This is a genomic window from Flavobacterium sp. ACAM 123 (assembly GCF_000264055.1).
Taxonomy (GTDB): domain Bacteria; phylum Bacteroidota; class Bacteroidia; order Flavobacteriales; family Flavobacteriaceae; genus Flavobacterium.
The window spans coordinates 1-21,555 of sequence record NZ_AJXL01000061.1 but is presented as its reverse complement, the minus strand read 5'-3'; the positions used below and the strand labels follow the sequence as shown (position 1 = coordinate 21,555).

The window sequence follows — 21,555 nt, the reverse complement described above, 5'->3', positions numbered from 1 at the left end:
ATTTTTAGTTTGTACTACTAATTAACATTGTTTTTCAAACCGCCTTAAATAGAAAAAGGCTTTCACAGATAATGAAAGCCTTTTTTATAATTAGTAATATTTACTTATTCAGCAATAACCAAAGCATCGTGTTTCCAACTTTTAACAGCAGCAATTTGATTGTTTGAATAATCTACTTCGCTTAGAACGGTATTATTCCAGAAAAACCACTTCCCTGTTTTTTGCCCTTTATCATATATTGCCATGGCTGTTTTATTCCCATTAGTATCATAAGAGACCCATTCTCCTTGTAGCTTCCCGTTTTTATAGAAACCCATTTGTTGCACCTTGCCATTCTCATGATGAAAAGTTGCCTTAACCATATTTCCAATGGCTTCCAATTTTGGGGTTTTATTTTGAGCGAAAATCACACCTGAAATCAATACTGTAGCTATAATTATATATTTTTTCATGACGTATCTTTTTATTCGTTTCCTTGTCAAATATAAATTATTATTTACTTTTAAAATACAATTTAGTAACAATTTAGTAACATTGGACAAAAACTTAACATTGAAAAATCAAAATACATCGTCGTACAACTGCTAAAAAACACCTTTTCTCAATTCATTATTCATAATTAGTCCTAAATTTGCACTCGAACTCCACTTGCGAGTGTACGGAATAATCTAAAATTTTGATCATGTATAGAAGTCATAATTGTGGCATTTGAAATTAAAAGGAGGAAGCCCAGTGGGCTTTAGATATTTTGCATTAGTAAAAACAGCATATAAAAATAAATAAAATGTATAGAAGTCATAACTGTGGAGAACTAAACGCCTCACACATAAATACTGAAGTTACTCTTGCCGGTTGGGTTCAAAAATCCAGAGACAAAGGGTTCATGAATTGGATTGATTTACGTGACCGTTATGGGATTACGCAATTGATTTTTGACGAAGGTCGTACCGAAAAAACAGTTTTTGAATTGGCAAAAACATTGGGTCGAGAATTCGTGATTCAGGTGAAGGGAACCGTTATCGAACGTGAAGCCAAAAACAAAAACATTCAAACGGGTGAAATAGAGATATTGGTTACTGAACTTACCATCTTAAACGCCGCTTTAACACCGCCATTCACCATTGAGGATGAAACAGACGGTGGAGAAGACATTAGAATGAAATACCGTTATTTAGACATCAGAAGAAATCCAGTGAAAAATAATTTACTGTTCCGTCACAAAGTCGCGATGGAAGTGCGCAAGTACCTTTCTGATTTGGATTTCTGCGAAGTGGAAACGCCCTATTTAATAAAATCAACACCGGAGGGAGCACGTGATTTTGTTGTTCCTTCTCGAATGAATGAAGGGCAATTTTATGCGTTACCACAATCTCCACAAACCTTCAAACAATTATTGATGGTAGGTGGAATGGACAAATATTTCCAAATCGTAAAATGTTTTCGCGACGAAGATCTACGCGCAGACAGACAGCCAGAATTTACGCAAATTGATTGCGAAATGGCTTTTGTAGAACAAGAAGATATCTTGAACGTTTTTGAAGGATTAACAAGACATTTGTTAAAAGAAATTAAAGGGATTGAAGTGGATAAGTTTCCTCGTATGACTTACGAGCACGCGATGAAGACTTACGGAAATGACAAGCCGGACATCCGTTTCGGAATGGAGTTTGGTGAATTAAACGAAACAGCACAAAACAAGGAGTTCCCTGTTTTCAATACCGCTGAATTAGTCGTGGGAATTGCAGTTCCGGGCGCTGGAATCTACACCAGAAAAGAAATCGACGCTTTAATCGAATGGGTAAAACGTCCGCAAGTAGGTGCTTCAGGAATGGTCTATGTGAAATGTAACGAAGATGGCACTTACAAATCATCCGTAGATAAATTCTATGATCAAGATGACTTGAGTAATTGGGCAAAAACAACCGGAGCAAAAGCAGGCGATATGATTTTCGTTCTATCAGGTCCTACCGATAAAACAAGAACGCAATTAAGCGCCTTGCGTATGGAGGTCGCTACGCGTTTGGGATTAAGAATACCAACTGAGTTTGCACCGCTTTGGGTAGTTGACTTCCCATTATTAGAATTTGACGAAGAAAGTGGTCGTTACCACGCCATGCACCACCCATTTACTTCCCCTAAACCGGAAGACATGCATTTATTAGCCACAAATCCCGAAAAGGTCCGTGCTAATGCCTACGACATGGTATTAAATGGTAATGAGATAGGAGGAGGATCAATACGTATTCACGATAAAACGACACAACAGCTCATGTTCAAATACTTAGGCTTCACAGAAGACCAAGCTAAGGAGCAATTTGGTTTCTTGATGGATGCGTTTCAGTTTGGCGCACCACCACACGGAGGGCTGGCCTTTGGATTAGATCGATTAGTTGCCATTCTTGGGGGGCAGGAAACCATCCGTGATTTTATCGCTTTTCCTAAAAATAATTCAGGAAGAGACGTTATGATTGATGCTCCATCGGCAATTGATGAATCACAATTAAAAGAACTACACATAAAATTAAACCTATAGTATTTCACCGGTAAAAATGGTTGGAAAACGTTGAAAATCAATTATTTTCAAAAAAAAGAATATTTAATAACAATCATATGATATTAAATATTACATTTGCTCATTATAAATTATTATTACAATTACAATGCGTACAGGAACAGTTAAATTTTTCAATGAATCAAAAGGTTACGGATTCATTACAGACGAAGAAACAGGAAAAGACATTTTTGTTCATGCTTCAGGAATCAACGCGGAAGAATTGCGCGAAGGTGATAGAGTTAGCTATGAAGAAGAAGAAGGAAGAAAAGGAAAAGTTGCTGCGAAAGTAGCAGTTATCTAAGCAAAAAATTTATTTTTTGCCTACGAATGTCTAAGACGTTTCGATTTATTTCGAAACGTTTTTTTTTGGATTAATCCTAAAAATCGTACTTACAAATAAAGATTCGTAATTGTTATTTATAATGACTTCAAATTACAAGATATTTGAAATTTCCTTGTAACTTAATTTTGTATTCCACTTGTGTTTTAAATCCTTGAAACCTATCTTTGCAAGACAATTTAGTACATAAAAATCATAAATTATGCAATCTGATCAGTTAAGTTACGTTCCGATTTTATTACAGTTTTTATTAGCTGCGGGCTTTGTTGTTGGAACTATTATTGTTTCCGGGAAACTAGGACCTAAAAGAAAATCAGAAATAAAAAATAAAAACTTTGAATGTGGGGTTGAAGGAATCGGAAATGCACGTATTCCATTCTCTGTAAAATACTTTCTAGTTGCTATTTTGTTTGTATTATTTGATGTAGAAGTCATCTTCCTATACCCTTGGGCAATTAATTTTAAAGAATTAGGAATGGAAGGCATGGTCAAAATGGTCATATTTATGGTTCTTCTTTTGGTGGGGTTTTTCTACATCATCAAAAAGAAGGCACTAGAATGGGAATAAGAAATTATTGTAAACACTGAATTAAAATCAACTTACATGGTTCATAATTCAAATTTTTTAATTCAAAATACAAAAAGATGAGTAATTCAAGCATTAAAATAGTTGAACCGCCAGAAGGTGTTGTTGGAGAAGGATTTTTCGCCACTACCCTAAATGATGTTGTAGGTATGGCTCGCGCCAATTCACTTTGGCCCTTGCCCTTTGCAACTTCTTGTTGCGGTATTGAATTCATGGCTACCATGGCCTCCCATTATGACTTAGCTAGATTCGGATCTGAACGTGTTAGTTTTTCTCCTCGTCAAGCAGATATGCTAATGGTAATGGGCACTATTTCTAAAAAAATGGCACCTATCTTACGTCAGGTATACGAGCAAATGTCAGAACCAAGATGGGTTATTGCAGTTGGTGCTTGTGCTTCATCAGGAGGTATTTTTGACACCTACTCTACTCTTCAAGGAATTGACAAAGTTATACCGGTTGACGTCTACGTTCCAGGATGCCCTCCAAGACCAGAGCAAATCGTAGATGGCGTAATGAAGTTACAGGAATTAGTTAGAACGGAAAACGTAAGAAGAAGAAGTTCACCTGAATACCAAGAATTATTGGCCTCTTATAATATCAAATAATATCATGGCATTAGAAAACACAGTTATTCAAGATAAATTAATGGCGGCGTTTGGCGAAAATGTGCTTCACTTCAAGCAAGAAAAAGATATCTTTTCGTTTGAAATACCTGCTGACAAAATCACAGCGATTATTCTCTTCTTGAAAAATGACCCTTTACTGCGCTTTAATTTTTTGACCGACTTATGTGGAATACACTATCCTGATAATGAAGTTGACCGACAATTTACAATTGTATATCATCTGCATAATTGGTATGAAAACAAACGTATCAAAATCAAAACTTTTATTAGTGGTGAAAAACCAGAGATAAAAACCATCTCTAACATTTTCCTCTGTGCAAACTGGATGGAACGAGAAACCTATGATTTTTACGGAGTAGATTTCATTGGACACCCACAATTAAAGCGTATTTTGAACATGGATGAAATGGTTTCGTTTCCCATGCGCAAAGAATTTCCTATGGAAGATGGCGGACGAACCGATAAAGACGATCGTTTTTTCGGCAGAACAATCGACAATTGCTAAAAATAGAATTTATAATTTTTCACATTCAATAAATGTCAGAACTATTATTACCCCCAGAGCATCGCTATGCTAAAATAATGAAAGAGAAGCTAAATGAAGATGGAAGCGAACTTTCCATATTGAATTTAGGTCCTACTCACCCTGCCACTCACGGGATTTTCCAAAACGTTTTATTGATGGACGGGGAACGTATTTTAGAGGCGGAACCAACCATTGGTTACATACACCGTGCTTTTGAAAAAATTGCTGAAAATCGTCCTTTTTATCAAATTACTCCACTTACAGACCGAATGAACTATTGCTCCTCACCTATCAATAACATGGGATGGTGGATGACATTAGAGAAACTGCTTGATGTTGAAGTGCCAAAACGCGCTCAATATTTAAGGGTAATCGTAATGGAGTTGGCAAGAATTACAGATCATCTTATCTGTAACTCCATTTTAGGAGTTGATACAGGCGCCTATACTGGATTTCTTTACGTGTTCCAATTTAGGGAAAAAGTATATGAGATCTACGAAGAGATTTGTGGCGCTCGATTGACGACTAATATGGGAAGAATTGGTGGTTTCGAAAGAGACTGGTCACCTGAAGCGTTCAAAAAATTAGATGTGTTTTTAGAAGAATTTCCACCGGCTTGGAAAGAATTCGAAAATCTATTCGAAAGAAATAGAATTTTCATGGATCGAACTATAAATGTCGGTTCAATATCCGCTGAACAAGCAATTTCTTACGGATTTACAGGGCCTAACTTACGTGCAGCAGGAGTTGATTATGACGTACGCGTCGCACAGCCCTATAGCTCTTACGACGACTTTGATTTTATAATTCCTGTGGGGAAATCTGGAGATACATACGACCGTTTTTGTGTGCGTAATGCTGAAGTTTGGCAAAGTTTAAGTATCATTCGTCAGGCTTTAGAAAAAATGCCGGAAGGGAATGATTATCATGCTGACGTTCCTGACTATTACCTTCCACCAAAAGCGGATGTTTACACCAGTATGGAGTCTTTGATATACCATTTTAAAATTGTAATGGGTGAAATTCCTATTCCAGTTGCAGAAATATACCACCCTGTAGAGGGAGGAAACGGAGAATTAGGTTTTTATTTAGTAACTGACGGAAGTCGTACTCCATATAGATTGCATTTTAGAAGACCTTGTTTTATTTACTATCAGGCCTACCCAGATATGATAAAAGGCGCATTGCTATCTGATGCGATTGTAATCTTATCAAGTTTAAATGTAATCGCCGGAGAATTAGACGCATAGTCCCTAACCCCCGAAGGGGAATATAATGATCATAGAAAATGGAAAAGAAACATTTTATACAAGAAATAAATATCACTGACTCATTGATGAATCGTATTAATGAACTAATCAGCCATTACCCAGAAGACAAACGAAAATCAGCTTTGTTACCGGTTTTACATGAAGTCCAAGATGCTCACGACAACTGGCTGAGCACTGAATTGATGGATAAGGTAGCTGAGATTATTCACGTATTGCCAATTGAGGTATATGAGGTGGTTTCTTTTTACACCATGTATAATCAAAAACCAGTCGGAAAATACATGTTCGAGTTTTGTCAAACATCACCCTGCTGCTTAAACGGAACAGAAGATTTGATGGATTATACTTGCGAAAAACTAGGTGTGACGCAAGGAGAAATTACAGCAGATGGACTTTTTGAGGTAAAAGGAGTAGAATGTCTAGGAGCATGTGGCTATGCCCCGATGATGCAGCTAGGAGATTTTTATAAAGAACATCTTACAGAAGAAAAAATCGATCAGTTAATCATTGATTGTAAGGACGGAAAAGTAATACTACAAGATAAATAATATGTCAAAAAAGATATTATTAGACAAAATAAGCATTCCAGGAATCAAAACCTATGAAGTATATCGTCAAAACGGTGGCTACGCTTCAGTGGAAAAAGCGATGAAAGCAATGACTCCCGACGAAGTGGTCGAACAAGTTAAAGCATCAGGACTTCGCGGTCGTGGTGGTGCTGGATTCCCTGCTGGATTGAAATGGAGTTTTATTGATAAAAAATCAGGAAAACCAAGACATTTGGTTTGCAATGCAGATGAATCTGAACCAGGAACGTTTAAAGATCGCTACTTGATGGAATTCATTCCTCATTTATTGATCGAAGGAATGATCACTTCCAGTTTTGCTTTGGGTGCAAACCTATCGTACATCTACATTCGTGGAGAATACATGTGGGTTTACAAAATCCTAGAAAGAGCCATAGCTGAAGCGAAAGCTGCAGGTTGGTTAGGTAAAAACATATTAGGAACGGGATACGACTTAGAACTATATGTTCACATTGGTGCCGGCGCCTATATTTGCGGTGAAGAAACAGCACTTATTGAATCATTGGAAGGAAAGAGAGGAAATCCTCGTATCAAGCCGCCGTTCCCTGCAGTTTCAGGTTTATGGTCAAATCCTACCGTGGTGAATAATGTTGAAACTATTGCGTCAGTGCCATGGATTGTGAACAACTCTGGTGATGATTATGCTAAAATTGGAATCGGACGATCTACTGGAACTAAATTAATTTCTGCTTCAGGCCATGTAAAAAATCCTGGTGTTTATGAAATTGAATTAGGATTGAGCGTTTATGAATTCATGAATTCAGATGAATATTTAGGAGGAATGAGTTCTGACCGACCTTTAAAGGCATTAGTGCCCGGAGGTTCATCAGTACCCATTTTACCTGCTGAGTTAATATACAAGACAGCTAACGGTGAAGACCGTTTGATGACATACGAATCGTTGAGTGACGGTGGATTTGCAACAGGATCTATGTTGGGTTCTGGAGGATTCATTGTTTATAATGACACTGCTTGCATCGTACGTAACACTTGGAATTTTGCCCGTTTTTATCATCATGAGAGTTGTGGACAATGTTCCCCATGTCGCGAAGGTACTGGCTGGTTAGAAAAAGTATTACACCGAATCGAAAACGGTCACGGACGTGAAGAAGACATTGATTTGTTATGGAGCATTCAAAGTAAAATTGAAGGAAACACCATTTGCCCATTAGGTGATGCGGCTTCATGGCCAGTAGCAGCAGCAATACGTCACTTCAGAGAGGAATTTGAATATCATGTTCGTTTCCCAGAAAAAATAAAAAACAGAAATCATTTTGTCGCAGAACCTTTTGAAAAAGTAAAGCATTTAGTTTCTAAAGTAATAGTATAAGTTGAGTCGAAAGTTAAAAAGTGAAACGTTATAAGGCGTTTGACATTAAGGCATAAATAAAAATGAAAGTAACAATAGACGGTCAAGCAATTGAAGTAGAACCAGGAACTACCATTCTACAAGCAGCTCGTAAAATAGGTGGAGAATCTGTCCCACCAGCGATGTGCTACTACTCAAAATTAGAAGGAAGCGGTGGAAAATGCCGTTGTTGTTTAGTAGAAGTTGCGAAAGGAAGCGACGCCGACCCACGACCAATGCCAAAACTAATGGCTTCCTGTGTTACAGGATGCATGGACGGTATGGAGATCAACAGCAAGTCATCTGACAGAGTTAAGGAAGCACGTGAATCAGTAACCGAATTTTTGTTAATCAACCATCCTTTAGATTGTCCGGTGTGCGATCAAGCGGGAGAATGCGATTTACAAGACTTGAGTTTTGAACACGGTAAAGGTAAAAGTAGATTTATAGAAGATAAAAGAACATTTGAGCCGGAAGATATTGGTCCAAATATTCAATTGCATATGAATCGTTGTATTCTTTGCTACCGCTGCGTCATGGTTGCTGATCAGCTGACAGATAATCGCGTTCATGGTGTGATGGACAGAGGGGATCATTCGAATATTTCGACCTGTATTTCTAAAGCCATCGACAATGAGTTTTCAGGAAATATGATTGACGTTTGCCCAGTAGGTGCATTAACCGATAAAACATTCCGATTTAAATCACGAGTTTGGTTCAACAAGCCGTATACTGCACATAGAGATTGTGATAAATGCTCCGGCAAAACAACCCTTTGGATGTTTGGTGGAGAAATTCAAAGAGTTACAGGACGTAAAGATGTTTACCACGAGGTTGACGAATTTATATGTAACGGATGTCGTTTTGATCACAAAGATCCCACTCACTGGGTCATCGAAGGTCCACGCGCATTTGACAAAGACTCCGTTATCAATCAAAATAATTATACTCAAAAATTAGAAACAGTTGTAATCGATACCGAAGATTTTATCTTAAAAGGGAGAGAACAAGACCGTTTAAAAATAAGCATGCCTGCTATCCCTTTGGATAAAGAAGAAGAGGAAGATTTTAAACATGGTAACATTTAAAAGATGGATAGTACTTTAATTATAGAGAAAAGCGTTATTATTTTAGTTGTTTTTGGGATTACAATGCTTATGGCAATGTATTCCACTTTAGCTGAAAGAAAAGTAGCCGCTTGGCTTCAAGATCGTGTTGGTCCAAATAGAGCCGGAAAAGGCGGTCTCTTGCAACCTCTTGCAGATGGATTAAAATTGTTTGCCAAAGAAGAATTTGAGCCTGATACTCCAAACCGTTTTTTATTTTTTACAGGACCTGCTATTGCGATGACCACCGCTCTAATGACAAGCGCCGTAATCCCATGGGGAGATCGGTTTCATCTTTTCGGGAGGGACATCATACTACAAGCAACTGATATAGATGTTGCTTTACTTTACCTTATCGGTATAATGTCCATTGGTGTTTACGGAATCATGATTGGTGGATGGGCATCCAATAATAAGTTTTCGTTAATAGGTGCTGTTCGTGCCGCTTCTCAAATGATCTCGTACGAGGTCGCCATGGGGCTTTCATTAATAGCCTTACTGATGATGACTGGAACCTTAAGTTTACGGGAAATCTCTGCACAACAGTCTGGAATGAATTGGAATGTTTTTTACCAACCGCTATCATTCTTAATATTCTTAATCTGTGCTTTTGCAGAAACCAACCGAACTCCATTTGATTTAGCAGAATGTGAAACGGAACTAATTGGTGGATACCACACGGAGTATTCCTCTATGAAAATGGGGTTCTATTTATTTGCTGAATACGCAAATATGTTTATCTCATCTACCATTCTTGCTGTTTTGTTCTTTGGAGGATACAACTATCCAGGAATGAGTTGGGCAGTAGAAAACTGGGGTGTCAACTTTGCTAATGTATTAGGCATCGCTGCTTTATTTGTAAAAATATGCGGCTTCATTTTCCTTTACATGTGGGTAAGATGGACCATTCCAAGATTTAGATACGATCAACTGATGCATTTAGGATGGAGAGTGTTGATCCCACTATCGATAATCAATATCATTATTACTGGAATTGTAATCTTAAGAGCAGAAATAGCAATTTACTTAGGATTTTAAATAGCACTTACAAATGTCTACGCCTGATAGAAGTAAAACCTCATTTTGCCCCTTTTGCTAAGATGAATTTTAACGAAAAGCAGGAATAGCTTCAAAAAAATAAAAAATGTCAATAGAAACCATATCCTTATCTGGACGAAAAAAATTAGTCTCTCACAAAGAGATGTCTTTTTTAGAAAGAATGTATCTACTTGCAGTTGTCAAGGGAATGATCATCACAATCAAACATTTGTTTACAAGAAAAGTTACTATTCAGTACCCTGAACAGGTGCGTGAACGCAGTCCAGTTTACCGTGGTCAACACCAATTAAAACGTGACGAACAAGGTAGAGAGAATTGTACTGCTTGTGGTCTATGTGCGTTATCATGCCCTGCGGAAGCGATCACAATGACAGCCGCAGAGCGCAAACCGGAAGAAAAACACTTGTACAGAGAAGAAAAATATGCTTCAATCTACGAAATAAATATGTTGCGATGTATTTTTTGTGGGTTATGTGAAGATGCATGTCCAAAAGACGCTATCTACTTGACCACTTCAAAAACACTCGTAGCATCAAGCTATGAAAGAGAAGATTTTATTTATGGCAAGGATAAACTAGTTATGCCTTTAGATATCGCTATGGAAAATGCACAACTTAAAAACGCAAACTAATGTCGACTATACTAATTATCTTTTGTGTTTTAGGCGCAGTCACCATAGCCACCGCTTTTTTAACCATCTTTAGCAGAAACCCTATCCACAGTGCCTTATATCTTGTCATTTGTTTTTTCACCATCGCAGGGCATTATCTATTATTGAACTCACAGTTCTTAGCGATTGTTCACATCATTGTCTACTCTGGAGCAATTATGATTTTATTCTTATTCACCATCATGCTGATGAATTTGAATAAAGAAAACGAAGTTCATAAACCTAGAATTACACGATTAGGAGCTATTGTATCCTTTTGCTTGATAAGTGTGGTTTTGATTTTAGTTTTTGTCAACTCTAAACCTATAATTGGAGAATACATAAGTACGGGGGAAGATTACCAATCTATTAAAGTGTTAGGTAAAGTTCTACTCAATGAATATATGGTACCGTTTGAATTTGCATCTATATTGCTTTTAGTGGCAATGATTGGAACGGTTTTATTGTCTAAAAAAGAAAAAACAGAGAAATAACATGAACAATATTTTAAATGAAATAGGAATCGAAAACTACATTTTCCTTTCTACGATACTTTTTTGTATTGGAGTCTTTGGTGTCTTATATAGGCGAAATGCAATTATCGTATTTATGTCTGTCGAAATTATGCTGAATGCAGTCAATCTTTTGTTCGTTGCATTTTCTACCTATCACCAAGATGCACAAGGACAAATTTTTGTCTTTTTCTCTATGGCTGTGGCTGCTGCCGAAGTAGCTGTAGGTCTAGCTATCCTAGTTTCTATATTTAGAAATTTGGGCTCAATTGACATTAATAATTTAAAAAACTTAAAAGGATAAATTTCAATGGATACAAGTTTAACTTTGCTCTTATTATTAGCTCCTTTTATAGGATTTTTATTTAATGTCTTTTTTGGAAAAAGTATCGGAAAGCCAACTTCTGGTATAATCGGTACACTTACAGTAGCACTTTCATTTGCAGTTTCTGTTTATTTTTTCCTCCAAATAAATCAAACACATCAAGCGATCAAAATCCAATTATTCGATTGGATTCAAATCAGCAATTTTAAAGTAGATTTCGGTTTTCTCTTAGACCAATTATCAATCTTATGGCTGCTTTTCGTTACTGGAATTGGCGCACTGATTCATATGTATTCCATAAGCTACATGTCTGATGATGAAAATATGCATAAATATTTTGCCTATTTAAATCTATTTATCTTCTTTATGATTACACTAGTGATAGGCAGTAATCTTTTGGTACTTTTCATCGGTTGGGAAGGCGTAGGTCTTTGTTCTTATCTTCTTATCGGGTTTTGGCATAAAAACCAGGAGTTCAATGATGCGGCTAAGAAAGCATTCATCATGAACAGAATTGGAGATTTAGGTTTACTACTTGGAATATTCATCATAGGATCACTATTCTCTACTTTAGACTATGCCTCTTTAAAAACAGCCATCGCTGGTGCTACAGATTTAAACATGTATTGGATCTCTGCTGCCGCTTTTGCTTTATTCATTGGAGCTTGTGGGAAATCAGCACAAATTCCATTATACACTTGGTTACCTGATGCGATGGCGGGTCCAACACCAGTTTCAGCATTAATACATGCTGCAACAATGGTAACTGCAGGTATCTTTATGATCACAAGATTAAACTTCGTGTTTGATTTAGCGCCCGATGTTCAAAATATTATTGCGATAGTAGGAGCAGTTACTTCTCTTGTTGCTGCCACTATAGCATTGGTTCAAACTGATATTAAGAAAGTACTTGCCTACTCTACCGTTTCTCAATTGGGATTGATGTTCTTAGCTTTAGGACTCGGAGCATACGAAGTTGCCGTTTTTCACGTAATTACGCATGCATTCTTTAAAGCATCTTTGTTCTTAGGTTCCGGATCTGTTATTCATGCTTTGCACGGAGAACAGGACATGCGAAAAATGGGAGGTTTAAAAAAAGTAATGACAATCACATTTGTGACCTTTTTAATTTCGTCACTAGCTATTTCAGGGATACCTCCTTTTTCCGGATTTTTCTCAAAAGACGAAATATTACTGGTAGCATTTGAACACAACAAAATACTTTGGTTCATTGCTTCACTAGCCTCTCTAATGACAGCGTTCTATATGTTTAGATTGTTATACCTTACTTTCTTCAAGGAATTTAGAGGTACAGCCGAACAAAAAAGTCATTTACATGAAAGTCCAGCTTTAATTACATTTCCTTTAATTGTTTTGGCAGTTTTAGCAACGTTAGGTGGATTGATTAGTTTACCAACGAACAGTTGGTTGAACGAATATCTAGCGCCACTATTCACGAAAGTAGCAACAACGGAACATCACTTTGGAACAGCAGAATATTTGTTAATGCTAGTTGCCGTTATTGGTGGATTAGTAGGAATTGGAATTGCTTATGCCAAATACATTAAACAAAATCAAGTTCCAGAGGAAGATGCTGCTATAACTGGTTTCACAAAAGTGTTATACGATAAATACTATGTAGATGAAATCTATGACTTTTTATTCGTGAAATCTATCAATAACTTGTCCCAATTCTTTAAAGACAATGTGGAAACCACTTTATCCTCATTCGTTTTTGGATTAGGAAAAGTAACCAACGAAATAGGGTTTCAAGGAAAGAAAATACAAAACGGAAGTATCGGACGTTATCTTTTTGCGTTTGTTTTAGGCATGTGTGCCATTATAACCTATTTATTTTTAGCTCAATAATTTTCTACTATGAATGTATCTATACTACTAATTATACTTTTTGTTGGCGCATTTACAACATATCTCGCCGGTGACAAACTGGCTTCAAAAGTAGCGTTGTTCTTTGCCTTATCCTCTTTAGGATTTTCAATCGTATTGTTAAATCAATTTAACGCTGGTGAAAACATTAGTGTTATCCACCAATGGATCAACCAACCTAATATATCATTTGCCCTACAAGCAGATGGTTTGTCAATCGCAATGGTTTTATTAACCTTGTCGTTGACACCTATCATTATCTTTTCTTCTTTTGAAAATATATATAAAAATGCAAAAGCATTTTATGCTCTAATCCTTTTTATGGCGTTTGCCATGGCAGGAACATTCTTAGCTTCGGATGGTCTTTTATATTACATCTTTTGGGAACTGTCCTTAATACCTATTTATTTCATTGCCCTCATTTGGGGTAACGGTGATGTGGAAAAACGTAAAAAAGCGGTAGTGAAATTTTTTATCTACACGTTAACGGGATCTTTATTTATGCTAATTGCCTTTGTTTATTTATACCAACAGGCAGGAAGTTTTTTACTGGAAGATTTATACAAATTAAATTTATCTGCGACAGAACAATTATGGATATTCTTAGCATTTTTCCTAGCTTATGCTATTAAAATCCCACTTATTCCTTTCCATACCTGGCAAGCAAGCGTTTACCAAAAAGCCCCTGCCGTGGGAACAATGTTGCTTTCAGGGATTATGCTTAAAATGGGATTGTATAGTATTATTCGATGGCAACTGCCTATTGCTCCACTTGCAGCAAAAGAATACATGTATATCTTCATCAGCTTAGGAGTAGCGGGAGTCATCTATGGTTCCATTGTAGCATTGCGACAAAAAGACTTAAAGAAGTTACTCGCTTACTCTTCATTAGCCCACGTTGGGTTAATCGCAGCGGGAACATACACCCTTACTATCGATGGATTGCGCGGTGCGGTACTGCAGATGATCGCTCACGGTTTTGTGGTAGTAGGATTGTTTTTTATCTCTGAAATTATTTTTAGAAGATATGAAACACGAACAATAGCTGAAATGGGCGGTATTCGTACTCAGTCACCAAAATTTGCTTCGATGTTCTTGCTTTTAGTATTAGCCTCAGTTGCGCTTCCTACTACTTTCAACTTCGTGGGCGAGTTTACAGTGTTATACAGTCTTTCCCAAATCAATTTATGGTTTGCCTTCGTAGGAGGTATGACTATCATCTTGGGAGCCTACTATATGTTGAAAATGTACCAACAAGTCATGCTTGGAGAAACGAATACAAAAGTGTTTACGGATGTGACCTTTAAAGAAGGATTTGCTTTGGTTCTAATCATCACAGTTTTATTCTTTTTTGGGATGTATCCAAAACCGATTACAGACTTAATCACACCAAGTTTAGAAAATATTTTAACTCATATTAATAGAATTAACTAGTCAAGTAAAAAAATGAATACATTAATAGCTATAATAGGATTAGGTGTTTTATGCCTTTTATTTGAAATTTTAGATTTAAGAAAAGCAATTATGCCAGTAACAATTATTGGATTACTGGCCATACTTGGACTTGATATCTCTGAATTTAATTCCCCTGCCGCCTACTACAACAACATGATTATTGTAAGTAAATTTTCAACTGCATTCAGTGCTCTCTTTATCATCCTAACCATTTTCTTAGTAGCGCTGAGTCATAAATTCTATGAACATCAACAAACTAAAATATCTGATTTTATTGCCATAAAAATATTTTTACTGGCAGGAACGGTTGCGATGGTTTCTTTTGGAAACTTAGCCATGTTCTTTTTAGGAATCGAAGTTTTGTCTATTGCCTTATACATTCTGGCGGCAAGCAATAGATTGAGTTTAAAAAGTAATGAAGCTGGTTTAAAGTATTTCTTAATGGGATCTTTTGCTTCAGGAATTATCCTTTTTGGTATCTGTTTAATCTACGGAGCGATGGGAAGCTTTGATGTTATTGAAATAAGTGAATTATCACAATCTGCTGAATTACCCGTTTGGTTCCCAATTGGGATTGTATTAGTAACGATCGGAATGCTTTTCAAAATTGCAGCAGTACCATTTCATTTCTGGGCTCCTGATGTATATGAAGGATCACCTACTTTGACTACTGCTTTAATGAGTACATTAGCAAAAGTGGTAGCTATTGCCACTTTATTTAAATTGCTTACAATCATGAACGCGGATATTTCGCCTTCCTTCCAAATTATTATTGTGATCCTATCTATGGCTTCGATGACGGTAGGAAATATAATGGCGCTTCGACAAGTAAATGTAAAACGAATACTCGCGTTTTCAGGGATATCGCATGCTGGTTTTATGTTGATGACTTTACTAAGCACTACAAACGCAGCAGGAACATTATTGTATTACTCATCCGCTTATGCATTAGCCGGTATCGCTGCATTTAGTGTAATTATCTACGTTTGCAAAGATAATGAAAACGAAGACATGGTTAATTTCCACGGATTAGGAAAAACAAACCCCTTATTAGCGGCGATTCTGACAGCCTCGTTATTGTCTATGGCTGGTATTCCAATTTTTGCAGGATTTTTTGCTAAATTATTTTTATTCAATAACATGCTGCAAGCAGGTTTTATCGCTTTGGTTATAGTTGCTGTAATCAACTCGATTATAAGCGTAGGATACTACTTTAAATTGATCCTAGCAATGTATACCAAAGAACCTAATGAAGAAAGAACAGGTACTCCCGTTGTTATTTATGCAGTTGCCGTTATGGCGATGGTCTTGAACATTGCACTAGGTTTGTTTCCATCATTTGTTTTGGATTTATTGGCATAACTTCATTTAACAATAAACAAGAAACCATTCGTCTCGGCGAATGGTTTTTTTTGTATTTACCTAGTCTTTAGCGCCAGCAAAAAGTTCTACTATAATTGCTTTTCCCAATACCAATTGTATATTCAATACAGCCACATTACACAGTACTATTTTCGTATTACATCTTTATTATAGCAAAAGGATGTGCACTAAAAATAAATTCGTTTGGTACAACTTAAGTCATAGAAGTAAAGATAACCACATCTAAAAGCAGATGTTAAAGCGCCGTTATAGTTTGATTTTATATCGCTTCAACAAAACAACACACTACTCTTAGCTATTCTTGATGCAAATAACTACTACCAAAAATCCCGCTGATACGCATACCACCGGGACTTTCTGATCTAAATATAATAACAGCCTAATTCCTTCCTGTAATTCTAACAGCCATGCTACCTCCAACTCTCGGCTCTTGTCTAATAACACTATCATTCTGCCTTCTGTAACCGTAGTCGACGTAGTCACTCGCTTTTTGGTTATATCTAGAATCACAACGGTCGTTATCGTTATTTGCATATCCGCGAAGTCCCTTTACGGACCCATAAGTATCGACAATTTGACCACAACCATCATAGATAATCTCTAAACCTCCTACACGCTGTAAAGCATAACGGCTATATCCCATCTCTACAACACCCACTCGCAACACTCTGTCATTTCTATCGTAACTGATAGCAACATTACCGACACGTCTCACTCTACCCAATCTATCTTGTTCCACAATTAAACCATAATTATCTCTTCGACAAGAGGCGGCCACACTGTATTCTTTATTTACACCACCTCTTCCATTATTTCTAAAAGATTTGTCACGACCAGAAGGACGCGCATTAAAATCAAATTGTCCATCAGTAAACACGTAAAACTCGATTCCACTTTCTATGAACACAATGGGTTCCGCATTTCTAAAATCAACAGCTACTACTTTCTGCTGAGGCATATCGTTTTTCTCTGTTGCGTTTGCTACACCACCTCCTATTAAAAGGATACTAGCTACTAAAAAAGTAATTTTTTTCATAATAATTAAATTTAGTGTTTTGCCTACTCTTTAGCTTTTCGGCTTCCGCTGCTACACTCTTCTGTGAAACGACATATTCAAGTAGTGTGCCAAAGTTTTGAATCACAACTTGGTAATTATAGCAAGAAGAATCATTCAGAAACAATAAATCATTGAATACCATTATGATAACTTTAATTAACTCGACAAAAAGTATTTTTTTAGAATCAATATCAACCGTGTTTTTATACAACTACTTTTACATGCCTTCTCTGTTTCATTGATTTTTTCCCAAATGCTTCAATGTCCTGATGTTATTTATCCGGCTACCTTTACAGCTATTGTCTTTAATCCTACTTTAAATTCTTTATATCATTCCTTGCCACTTATTGACATTTGCTTCTACTTTAAACATCCGATATCCAATTAAGACCGCCTTTACTCCTGTTTTTTTGCTACGAACTAATAAGGAAGTAACTAGCTACTTTTCCCAATAAAACTATAAAGACCACCATTGTCTAAAAGCATTTTTGTAAATTTGTATATACAAATGATTGATATAATCAAAATAATAAAATGAAGATGGAAAATAAATTAAAAGTGCAAATCTGGTCGGATATTATGTGTCCGTATTGTTACATAGGAAAAAGAAGAATTGAAGGAGCATTAGAACAGTTCCCACATGCAGCAAATGTCGAAATTGAATGGAAAAGCTTCCAACTCGATGCCAACTTTATTGCTTCTGAAGATGATAATATGGCAGAACATCTGGCCGAAAAATACCGTAAAGATAAAGCATGGGCACAAGAAATGATGGATAGCATGACTCAAAATGCTAAAAACTCAGGACTGGACTTCCATTTTGAAAAGGCAATTATGGCCAATTCATTCAATGCCCACCGACTCCTGCATTTAGCCAAGTCACACAACAAGTCAAATGACCTAGAAGAACTACTATTTAAAGCGTACCTAACCGACGGCAAAGACATCAATAATTTAGACACCTTAAGCGAACTAGGGATTGAAGTGGGACTCGATAAAAATGAAATTGATACAGTACTACAATCCAATGCTTATGCAGAAGCAGTAAAACAAGATATCGAAATGGCACAGAACGTAGGAGTTCAAGGGGTTCCTTTCTTTGTTTTCGACAACAAATATGCTGTTTCTGGCGCACAACATGTTGAAACATTTGTGAAAACACTAGAGAAAGTATGGGAAGAAGGTGATTTCAAACCGCAAGTGAAATTAATAGAAACAAATGATGGAAGCAGTTGTGGTATAGACGGCTGTGATTAGCATAAAAAAGATAAAAACTAAAAAAACCGCTTCGAAAGAAGCGGTTTTTATGTACCCGGAGCCGGAGTCGAACCGGCACGGTTTCCCACAGGTGTTTGAGACCAGCGCGTCTACCAATTCCGCCATCCGGGCTTAGCAGACATGAAATAACAACAGTTATTTCAACGCAATAAAAGAGGAGACTGTAATAAAATCAACCATCGATTCCTTTAACACGCTGCAAATGTAAAAAATAATATTAAAATTTCTACTAAAAATACTTAAAATTTTCCTTTCAGAGTTGAATAAATTTTATAAATTTGCACCTCCACAAAACGGGGCACACTAACTAACTACAAAACAACAAATTAAATGTCACATCTAGAACCAGAAGCTAAAATTTTTGCTTGTTCACAAAGTGTCTATCTCGCTGAAAAAATTTCAAAACAATACGGAATTCCACTAGGTAAAGTAACCATGTCAAAATACAGTGACGGTGAGTTCCAACCTTCTTACGAAGAGTCTATCAGAGGGTTACGTGTATTTATTGTTTGTTCCACTTTCCCAAATTCAGACAATTTGATGGAATTGCTTCTTATGATTGATGCTGCCAAACGGGCTTCAGCAAGACATATTACAGCTGTAATACCATACTTCGGATGGGCAAGACAGGACAGAAAAGACAAGCCAAGAGTTCCAATAGGAGCGAAGCTAACAGCAAAACTGTTAGAAACCGCCGGAGCGACTAGGGTAATGACAATGGATTTGCACGCAGATCAAATTCAAGGATTCTTTGAAAAACCGGTAGATCACCTTTTTGCGTCAACTATCTTCTTACCCTACGTAACAAGCTTAGGATTAGACAATTTGACGATTGCTTCTCCAGATATGGGAGGATCAAAGAGAGCTTACGCCTACTCTAAATTTTTAGAATCAGATGTAGTTATCTGTTACAAACAAAGAAAAGCAGCAAACGTAATCGGTACCATGGAACTGATTGGTGATGTGAAAGGTAAAAATGTAATCTTAGTAGATGACATGATTGATACCGGAGGAACTTTGGCGAAAGCTGCTGATTTAATGATGGAAAAAGGAGCATTGAGCGTAAGAGCAATTTGCACACACGCCATCTTATCAGGAGATGCATACGAAAAAATAGAAAACTCTAAACTATTAGAATTAATAGTTACTGATTCTATTCCGTTGAAGAAAGAGTCAACTAAAATAAGAGTGTTGAGTTGTGCACCACTTTTTGCTGATGTTATGCACATGGTCCACCACAACAATTCCATAAGTGGAAAGTTTATAATGTAAAACTGCTATGTAGTTATACGTTGATAATCCTTAGAAAAAATAGTCTCACACAGCTATTAATGCATAAAGATTGACAATAAAAATTTAAGGACTAGTCAATAAGTACTTATCTCTAGGGGCTAAGGACTAAAAAAAAGAATTATTAACAATTATATATATTACAATGAAATCGATTACAATTAAAGGATCAGAAAGAGAAAGCGTAGGCAAAGTAGCAACTAAAGCCTTACGTAATGCTGGAGAGGTTCCTTGCGTGTTATACGGAGGAGATCAGCCAGTACATTTTTCAGCACAAGAAAAAGCATTCAAAAACTTGGTTTACACTCCAAACGCTCACACAGTTGTGATCGATCTTGGTGATGGAAAATCATTCACTGCTATTCTAAAAGACATTCAGGTTCACCCTGTAACAGACGATATTTTACATATTGACTTCTTTCAAATCTTTGATGAAAAAGAAATCACTATCGAAGTTCCTGTTAAAATCATTGGTGACTCCAAAGGAGTTATGGCTGGTGGAGATTTACGTCTAAACAACCGTAAACTTAAAGTAAAAGCTTTACCTAAAAATCTTCCTGATTTTGTTGAAGCTGATATCACGCCACTTAACATGGGTAACAAATTATACGTTACGCAAGTTCCTACACCAGACTTCAAAATCATGCACCCAGACAATACAGTAATTTGTCAAGTGAAGATCTCTCGTGCAGCTATGAAAGCGGCGCAAGAAGCAGCAAAAGCAGCAAAAGGAGCTCCTGCAAAAGGAAAGAAAAAATAATATTTTTTCACTCAAATTTAAAAGCATCAGTTGTAAAACTGGTGCTTTTTTTATTTAATAATCTGTCCCAAAGGCGTACCGAATTAGGTCAGATTCTTACTTTTCAGGAGCATAAACACCTCCTTCCCTACAGGATTTGTCCCGCTATCCGTTTCAATCTTTTTGCCCGCCTACGACAGGCGATCAAAAAAGGATTTACACTACTATCAGGGCTATTTTACAACGTTTTTCCATCCTTGAACAATCCCTATATTCTACAGCATTAAATAATCTAATGATCTCATTGACTAATGATCTAATTAAGTTTACTTTTGCACTATGCTTAAATGGATATCAGATATATTTTCACCAAAACAAAAAGAAGACAATACCGATTGTATGAACAAATTTTTAATAGTAGGATTAGGAAACATAGGTGCTGAATATGTAAATACACGTCACAACATTGGGTTCAAAATACTGGATCATTTCGCAAAAAAAGAACAGCTTTCATTTCAGACTGTAAAACTTGGCGCTCTAACCGAGTACAAATTTAAAGGACGTACTTTTTTTCTTTTGAAGCCCAACACCTATATGAATTTAAGTGGAAAAGCAGTACAATACTGGATGGACAAAGAAAACATTCCACTTGAAAACCTTTTTGTAATCACCGATGATTTGAATCTGTCTTTCGGGACGATTCGCATCAAACCAAAAGGAAGCGATGGAGGCCACAACGGATTAAAAAACATCAACTTTATTCTGAATACCAACCAATATACTCGTTTCCGCTTTGGAATCAGTGACGAATTCAAAAAAGGAAAACAAATAGATTACGTATTAGGAGATTGGGATGACGCTGAAAAAACAGCACTCCCGGAACGATTAGAATTAGCATCCGAAATCATCAGGTCATTTGGAACCGCGGGACTAGAAAATACCATGACGACATTTAATGGAAAATAAAAAAAGGG

Annotated in this window: 22 protein-coding genes and 1 tRNA gene; 20 read left to right on the top strand and 3 right to left on the bottom strand. The window is 36.6% G+C overall.

The window, feature by feature from the left end:
* Positions 1–104 precede the first annotated feature (104 nt).
* The gene (locus A3SG_RS0111795) at positions 105–452 is read right to left on the bottom strand and encodes a toxin-antitoxin system YwqK family antitoxin (protein ID WP_016990223.1); all 348 of its coding nucleotides are present in this window, start codon (positions 450–452) and stop codon (positions 105–107) included.
* Positions 453–784: 332 nt separating this feature from the next.
* Here A3SG_RS0111795 and aspS point away from each other — a divergent pair, with 332 nt between their 5' ends.
* From aspS to A3SG_RS0111715, 16 genes are all read left to right on the top strand, one after another.
* Positions 785–2,533 carry an aspartate--tRNA ligase gene (aspS, locus tag A3SG_RS0111790; RefSeq protein ID WP_016990222.1) on the top strand — a complete coding sequence of 583 codons (1,749 nt, stop codon included), beginning with the start codon at positions 785–787 and terminating at the stop codon, positions 2,531–2,533.
* Between the two features lie 127 nt (positions 2,534–2,660).
* Positions 2,661–2,855, top strand: coding sequence for a cold-shock protein (locus tag A3SG_RS0111785; protein WP_007137066.1), 195 nt, complete (start codon positions 2,661–2,663; stop codon positions 2,853–2,855).
* A 241-nt stretch (positions 2,856–3,096) separates the two neighbouring features.
* Entirely contained in the window at positions 3,097–3,462 is a 366-nt protein-coding gene (locus A3SG_RS0111780; RefSeq protein WP_016990221.1) for an NADH-quinone oxidoreductase subunit A, read from the top strand.
* A 77-nt stretch (positions 3,463–3,539) separates the two neighbouring features.
* A complete protein-coding gene (locus A3SG_RS0111775; RefSeq protein ID WP_016990220.1) occupies positions 3,540–4,088 on the top strand; it encodes an NADH-quinone oxidoreductase subunit B in 549 nt (182 codons plus the stop codon).
* A gap of 4 nt (positions 4,089–4,092) precedes the next feature.
* Positions 4,093–4,614 (top strand): NADH-quinone oxidoreductase subunit C, encoded by a 522-nt coding sequence (locus A3SG_RS0111770; protein WP_016990219.1) that lies wholly within the window; start codon positions 4,093–4,095, stop codon positions 4,612–4,614.
* 32 nt (positions 4,615–4,646) lie between these two features.
* A complete protein-coding gene (locus A3SG_RS0111765) occupies positions 4,647–5,885 on the top strand; it encodes an NADH-quinone oxidoreductase subunit D (protein ID WP_016990218.1) in 1,239 nt (412 codons plus the stop codon).
* Between the two features lie 38 nt (positions 5,886–5,923).
* A complete protein-coding gene (locus tag A3SG_RS0111760) occupies positions 5,924–6,454 on the top strand; it encodes a complex I 24 kDa subunit family protein (protein WP_029596773.1) in 531 nt (176 codons plus the stop codon).
* Position 6,455: 1 nt separating this feature from the next.
* A complete protein-coding gene (gene nuoF, locus A3SG_RS0111755) occupies positions 6,456–7,823 on the top strand; it encodes an NADH-quinone oxidoreductase subunit NuoF (protein WP_016990216.1) in 1,368 nt (455 codons plus the stop codon).
* Positions 7,824–7,885: 62 nt separating this feature from the next.
* Positions 7,886–8,929: a 2Fe-2S iron-sulfur cluster-binding protein gene (locus A3SG_RS0111750; RefSeq protein ID WP_016990215.1), complete on the top strand. Its 1,044-nt coding sequence runs from the start codon at positions 7,886–7,888 to the stop codon at positions 8,927–8,929.
* Positions 8,930–8,932: 3 nt separating this feature from the next.
* Entirely contained in the window at positions 8,933–9,985 is a 1,053-nt protein-coding gene (gene nuoH, locus A3SG_RS0111745; protein ID WP_016990214.1) for an NADH-quinone oxidoreductase subunit NuoH, read from the top strand.
* A gap of 106 nt (positions 9,986–10,091) precedes the next feature.
* Positions 10,092–10,637, top strand: coding sequence for a NuoI/complex I 23 kDa subunit family protein (locus A3SG_RS0111740; RefSeq protein ID WP_016990213.1), 546 nt, complete (start codon positions 10,092–10,094; stop codon positions 10,635–10,637).
* The gene (locus A3SG_RS0111735; RefSeq protein ID WP_029596772.1) at positions 10,637–11,149 is read left to right on the top strand and encodes an NADH-quinone oxidoreductase subunit J; all 513 of its coding nucleotides are present in this window, start codon (positions 10,637–10,639) and stop codon (positions 11,147–11,149) included. The genes A3SG_RS0111740 and A3SG_RS0111735 overlap by 1 nt, the downstream gene beginning before the upstream one ends.
* 1 nt (position 11,150) lies before the next feature.
* On the top strand, positions 11,151–11,471 hold the full coding sequence (gene nuoK / locus A3SG_RS0111730) for an NADH-quinone oxidoreductase subunit NuoK (RefSeq protein ID WP_016990210.1): 321 nt from the start codon (positions 11,151–11,153) through the stop codon (positions 11,469–11,471).
* Positions 11,472–11,477: 6 nt separating this feature from the next.
* The gene (nuoL, locus tag A3SG_RS0111725) at positions 11,478–13,361 is read left to right on the top strand and encodes an NADH-quinone oxidoreductase subunit L (protein WP_016990209.1); all 1,884 of its coding nucleotides are present in this window, start codon (positions 11,478–11,480) and stop codon (positions 13,359–13,361) included.
* Between the two features lie 9 nt (positions 13,362–13,370).
* Entirely contained in the window at positions 13,371–14,813 is a 1,443-nt protein-coding gene (locus A3SG_RS0111720; protein WP_016990208.1) for a NuoM family protein, read from the top strand.
* A 12-nt stretch (positions 14,814–14,825) separates the two neighbouring features.
* The gene (locus tag A3SG_RS0111715; protein WP_016990207.1) at positions 14,826–16,196 is read left to right on the top strand and encodes an NADH-quinone oxidoreductase subunit N; all 1,371 of its coding nucleotides are present in this window, start codon (positions 14,826–14,828) and stop codon (positions 16,194–16,196) included.
* A gap of 400 nt (positions 16,197–16,596) precedes the next feature.
* Here A3SG_RS0111715 and A3SG_RS0111710 read toward each other — a convergent pair whose 3' ends face one another.
* Positions 16,597–17,253: a hypothetical protein gene (locus tag A3SG_RS0111710; protein ID WP_016990206.1), complete on the bottom strand. Its 657-nt coding sequence runs from the start codon at positions 17,251–17,253 to the stop codon at positions 16,597–16,599.
* A gap of 561 nt (positions 17,254–17,814) precedes the next feature.
* Between A3SG_RS0111710 and A3SG_RS0111700 the strand changes: the two genes are divergently transcribed.
* Positions 17,815–18,531: a DsbA family protein gene (locus A3SG_RS0111700; protein ID WP_050979834.1), complete on the top strand. Its 717-nt coding sequence runs from the start codon at positions 17,815–17,817 to the stop codon at positions 18,529–18,531.
* 52 nt (positions 18,532–18,583) lie between these two features.
* Here A3SG_RS0111700 and A3SG_RS0111695 read toward each other — a convergent pair.
* Positions 18,584–18,663 (bottom strand) — tRNA-Leu (locus tag A3SG_RS0111695).
* A gap of 219 nt (positions 18,664–18,882) precedes the next feature.
* Between A3SG_RS0111695 and A3SG_RS0111690 the strand changes: the two genes are divergently transcribed.
* The 3 genes from A3SG_RS0111690 (at position 18,883) to pth (ending at position 21,547) form a co-directional block, all read left to right on the top strand.
* Positions 18,883–19,824, top strand: a complete 942-nt coding sequence (locus tag A3SG_RS0111690; RefSeq protein WP_016990203.1) for a ribose-phosphate pyrophosphokinase — start codon at positions 18,883–18,885, stop codon at positions 19,822–19,824.
* A gap of 163 nt (positions 19,825–19,987) precedes the next feature.
* Positions 19,988–20,602, top strand: coding sequence for a 50S ribosomal protein L25/general stress protein Ctc (locus A3SG_RS0111685; protein WP_016990202.1), 615 nt, complete (start codon positions 19,988–19,990; stop codon positions 20,600–20,602).
* A 318-nt stretch (positions 20,603–20,920) separates the two neighbouring features.
* Positions 20,921–21,547 carry an aminoacyl-tRNA hydrolase gene (gene pth / locus A3SG_RS0111680; protein ID WP_016990201.1) on the top strand — a complete coding sequence of 209 codons (627 nt, stop codon included), beginning with the start codon at positions 20,921–20,923 and terminating at the stop codon, positions 21,545–21,547.
* The last annotated feature ends 8 nt before the right edge of the window (positions 21,548–21,555 follow it).

What these genes read in the sequence shown, in the direction of transcription:
- A3SG_RS0111795 (WP_016990223.1), bottom strand. Translation starts at nt 452, where the DNA reads ATGAAAAAATATATAATTATAGCTACAGTATTGATTTCAGGTGTGATT.
- aspS (WP_016990222.1), top strand. Translation starts at nt 785, where the DNA reads ATGTATAGAAGTCATAACTGTGGAGAACTAAACGCCTCACACATAAAT.
- A3SG_RS0111785 (WP_007137066.1), top strand. Translation starts at nt 2,661, where the DNA reads ATGCGTACAGGAACAGTTAAATTTTTCAATGAATCAAAAGGTTACGGA.
- A3SG_RS0111780 (WP_016990221.1), top strand. Translation starts at nt 3,097, where the DNA reads ATGCAATCTGATCAGTTAAGTTACGTTCCGATTTTATTACAGTTTTTA.
- A3SG_RS0111775 (WP_016990220.1), top strand. Translation starts at nt 3,540, where the DNA reads ATGAGTAATTCAAGCATTAAAATAGTTGAACCGCCAGAAGGTGTTGTT.
- A3SG_RS0111770 (WP_016990219.1), top strand. Translation starts at nt 4,093, where the DNA reads ATGGCATTAGAAAACACAGTTATTCAAGATAAATTAATGGCGGCGTTT.
- A3SG_RS0111765 (WP_016990218.1), top strand. Translation starts at nt 4,647, where the DNA reads ATGTCAGAACTATTATTACCCCCAGAGCATCGCTATGCTAAAATAATG.
- A3SG_RS0111760 (WP_029596773.1), top strand. Translation starts at nt 5,924, where the DNA reads ATGGAAAAGAAACATTTTATACAAGAAATAAATATCACTGACTCATTG.
- nuoF (WP_016990216.1), top strand. Translation starts at nt 6,456, where the DNA reads ATGTCAAAAAAGATATTATTAGACAAAATAAGCATTCCAGGAATCAAA.
- A3SG_RS0111750 (WP_016990215.1), top strand. Translation starts at nt 7,886, where the DNA reads ATGAAAGTAACAATAGACGGTCAAGCAATTGAAGTAGAACCAGGAACT.
- nuoH (WP_016990214.1), top strand. Translation starts at nt 8,933, where the DNA reads ATGGATAGTACTTTAATTATAGAGAAAAGCGTTATTATTTTAGTTGTT.
- A3SG_RS0111740 (WP_016990213.1), top strand. Translation starts at nt 10,092, where the DNA reads ATGTCAATAGAAACCATATCCTTATCTGGACGAAAAAAATTAGTCTCT.
- A3SG_RS0111735 (WP_029596772.1), top strand. Translation starts at nt 10,637, where the DNA reads ATGTCGACTATACTAATTATCTTTTGTGTTTTAGGCGCAGTCACCATA.
- nuoK (WP_016990210.1), top strand. Translation starts at nt 11,151, where the DNA reads ATGAACAATATTTTAAATGAAATAGGAATCGAAAACTACATTTTCCTT.
- nuoL (WP_016990209.1), top strand. Translation starts at nt 11,478, where the DNA reads ATGGATACAAGTTTAACTTTGCTCTTATTATTAGCTCCTTTTATAGGA.
- A3SG_RS0111720 (WP_016990208.1), top strand. Translation starts at nt 13,371, where the DNA reads ATGAATGTATCTATACTACTAATTATACTTTTTGTTGGCGCATTTACA.
- A3SG_RS0111715 (WP_016990207.1), top strand. Translation starts at nt 14,826, where the DNA reads ATGAATACATTAATAGCTATAATAGGATTAGGTGTTTTATGCCTTTTA.
- A3SG_RS0111710 (WP_016990206.1), bottom strand. Translation starts at nt 17,253, where the DNA reads ATGAAAAAAATTACTTTTTTAGTAGCTAGTATCCTTTTAATAGGAGGT.
- A3SG_RS0111700 (WP_050979834.1), top strand. Translation starts at nt 17,815, where the DNA reads ATGGAAAATAAATTAAAAGTGCAAATCTGGTCGGATATTATGTGTCCG.
- A3SG_RS0111690 (WP_016990203.1), top strand. Translation starts at nt 18,883, where the DNA reads ATGTCACATCTAGAACCAGAAGCTAAAATTTTTGCTTGTTCACAAAGT.
- A3SG_RS0111685 (WP_016990202.1), top strand. Translation starts at nt 19,988, where the DNA reads ATGAAATCGATTACAATTAAAGGATCAGAAAGAGAAAGCGTAGGCAAA.
- pth (WP_016990201.1), top strand. Translation starts at nt 20,921, where the DNA reads ATGCTTAAATGGATATCAGATATATTTTCACCAAAACAAAAAGAAGAC.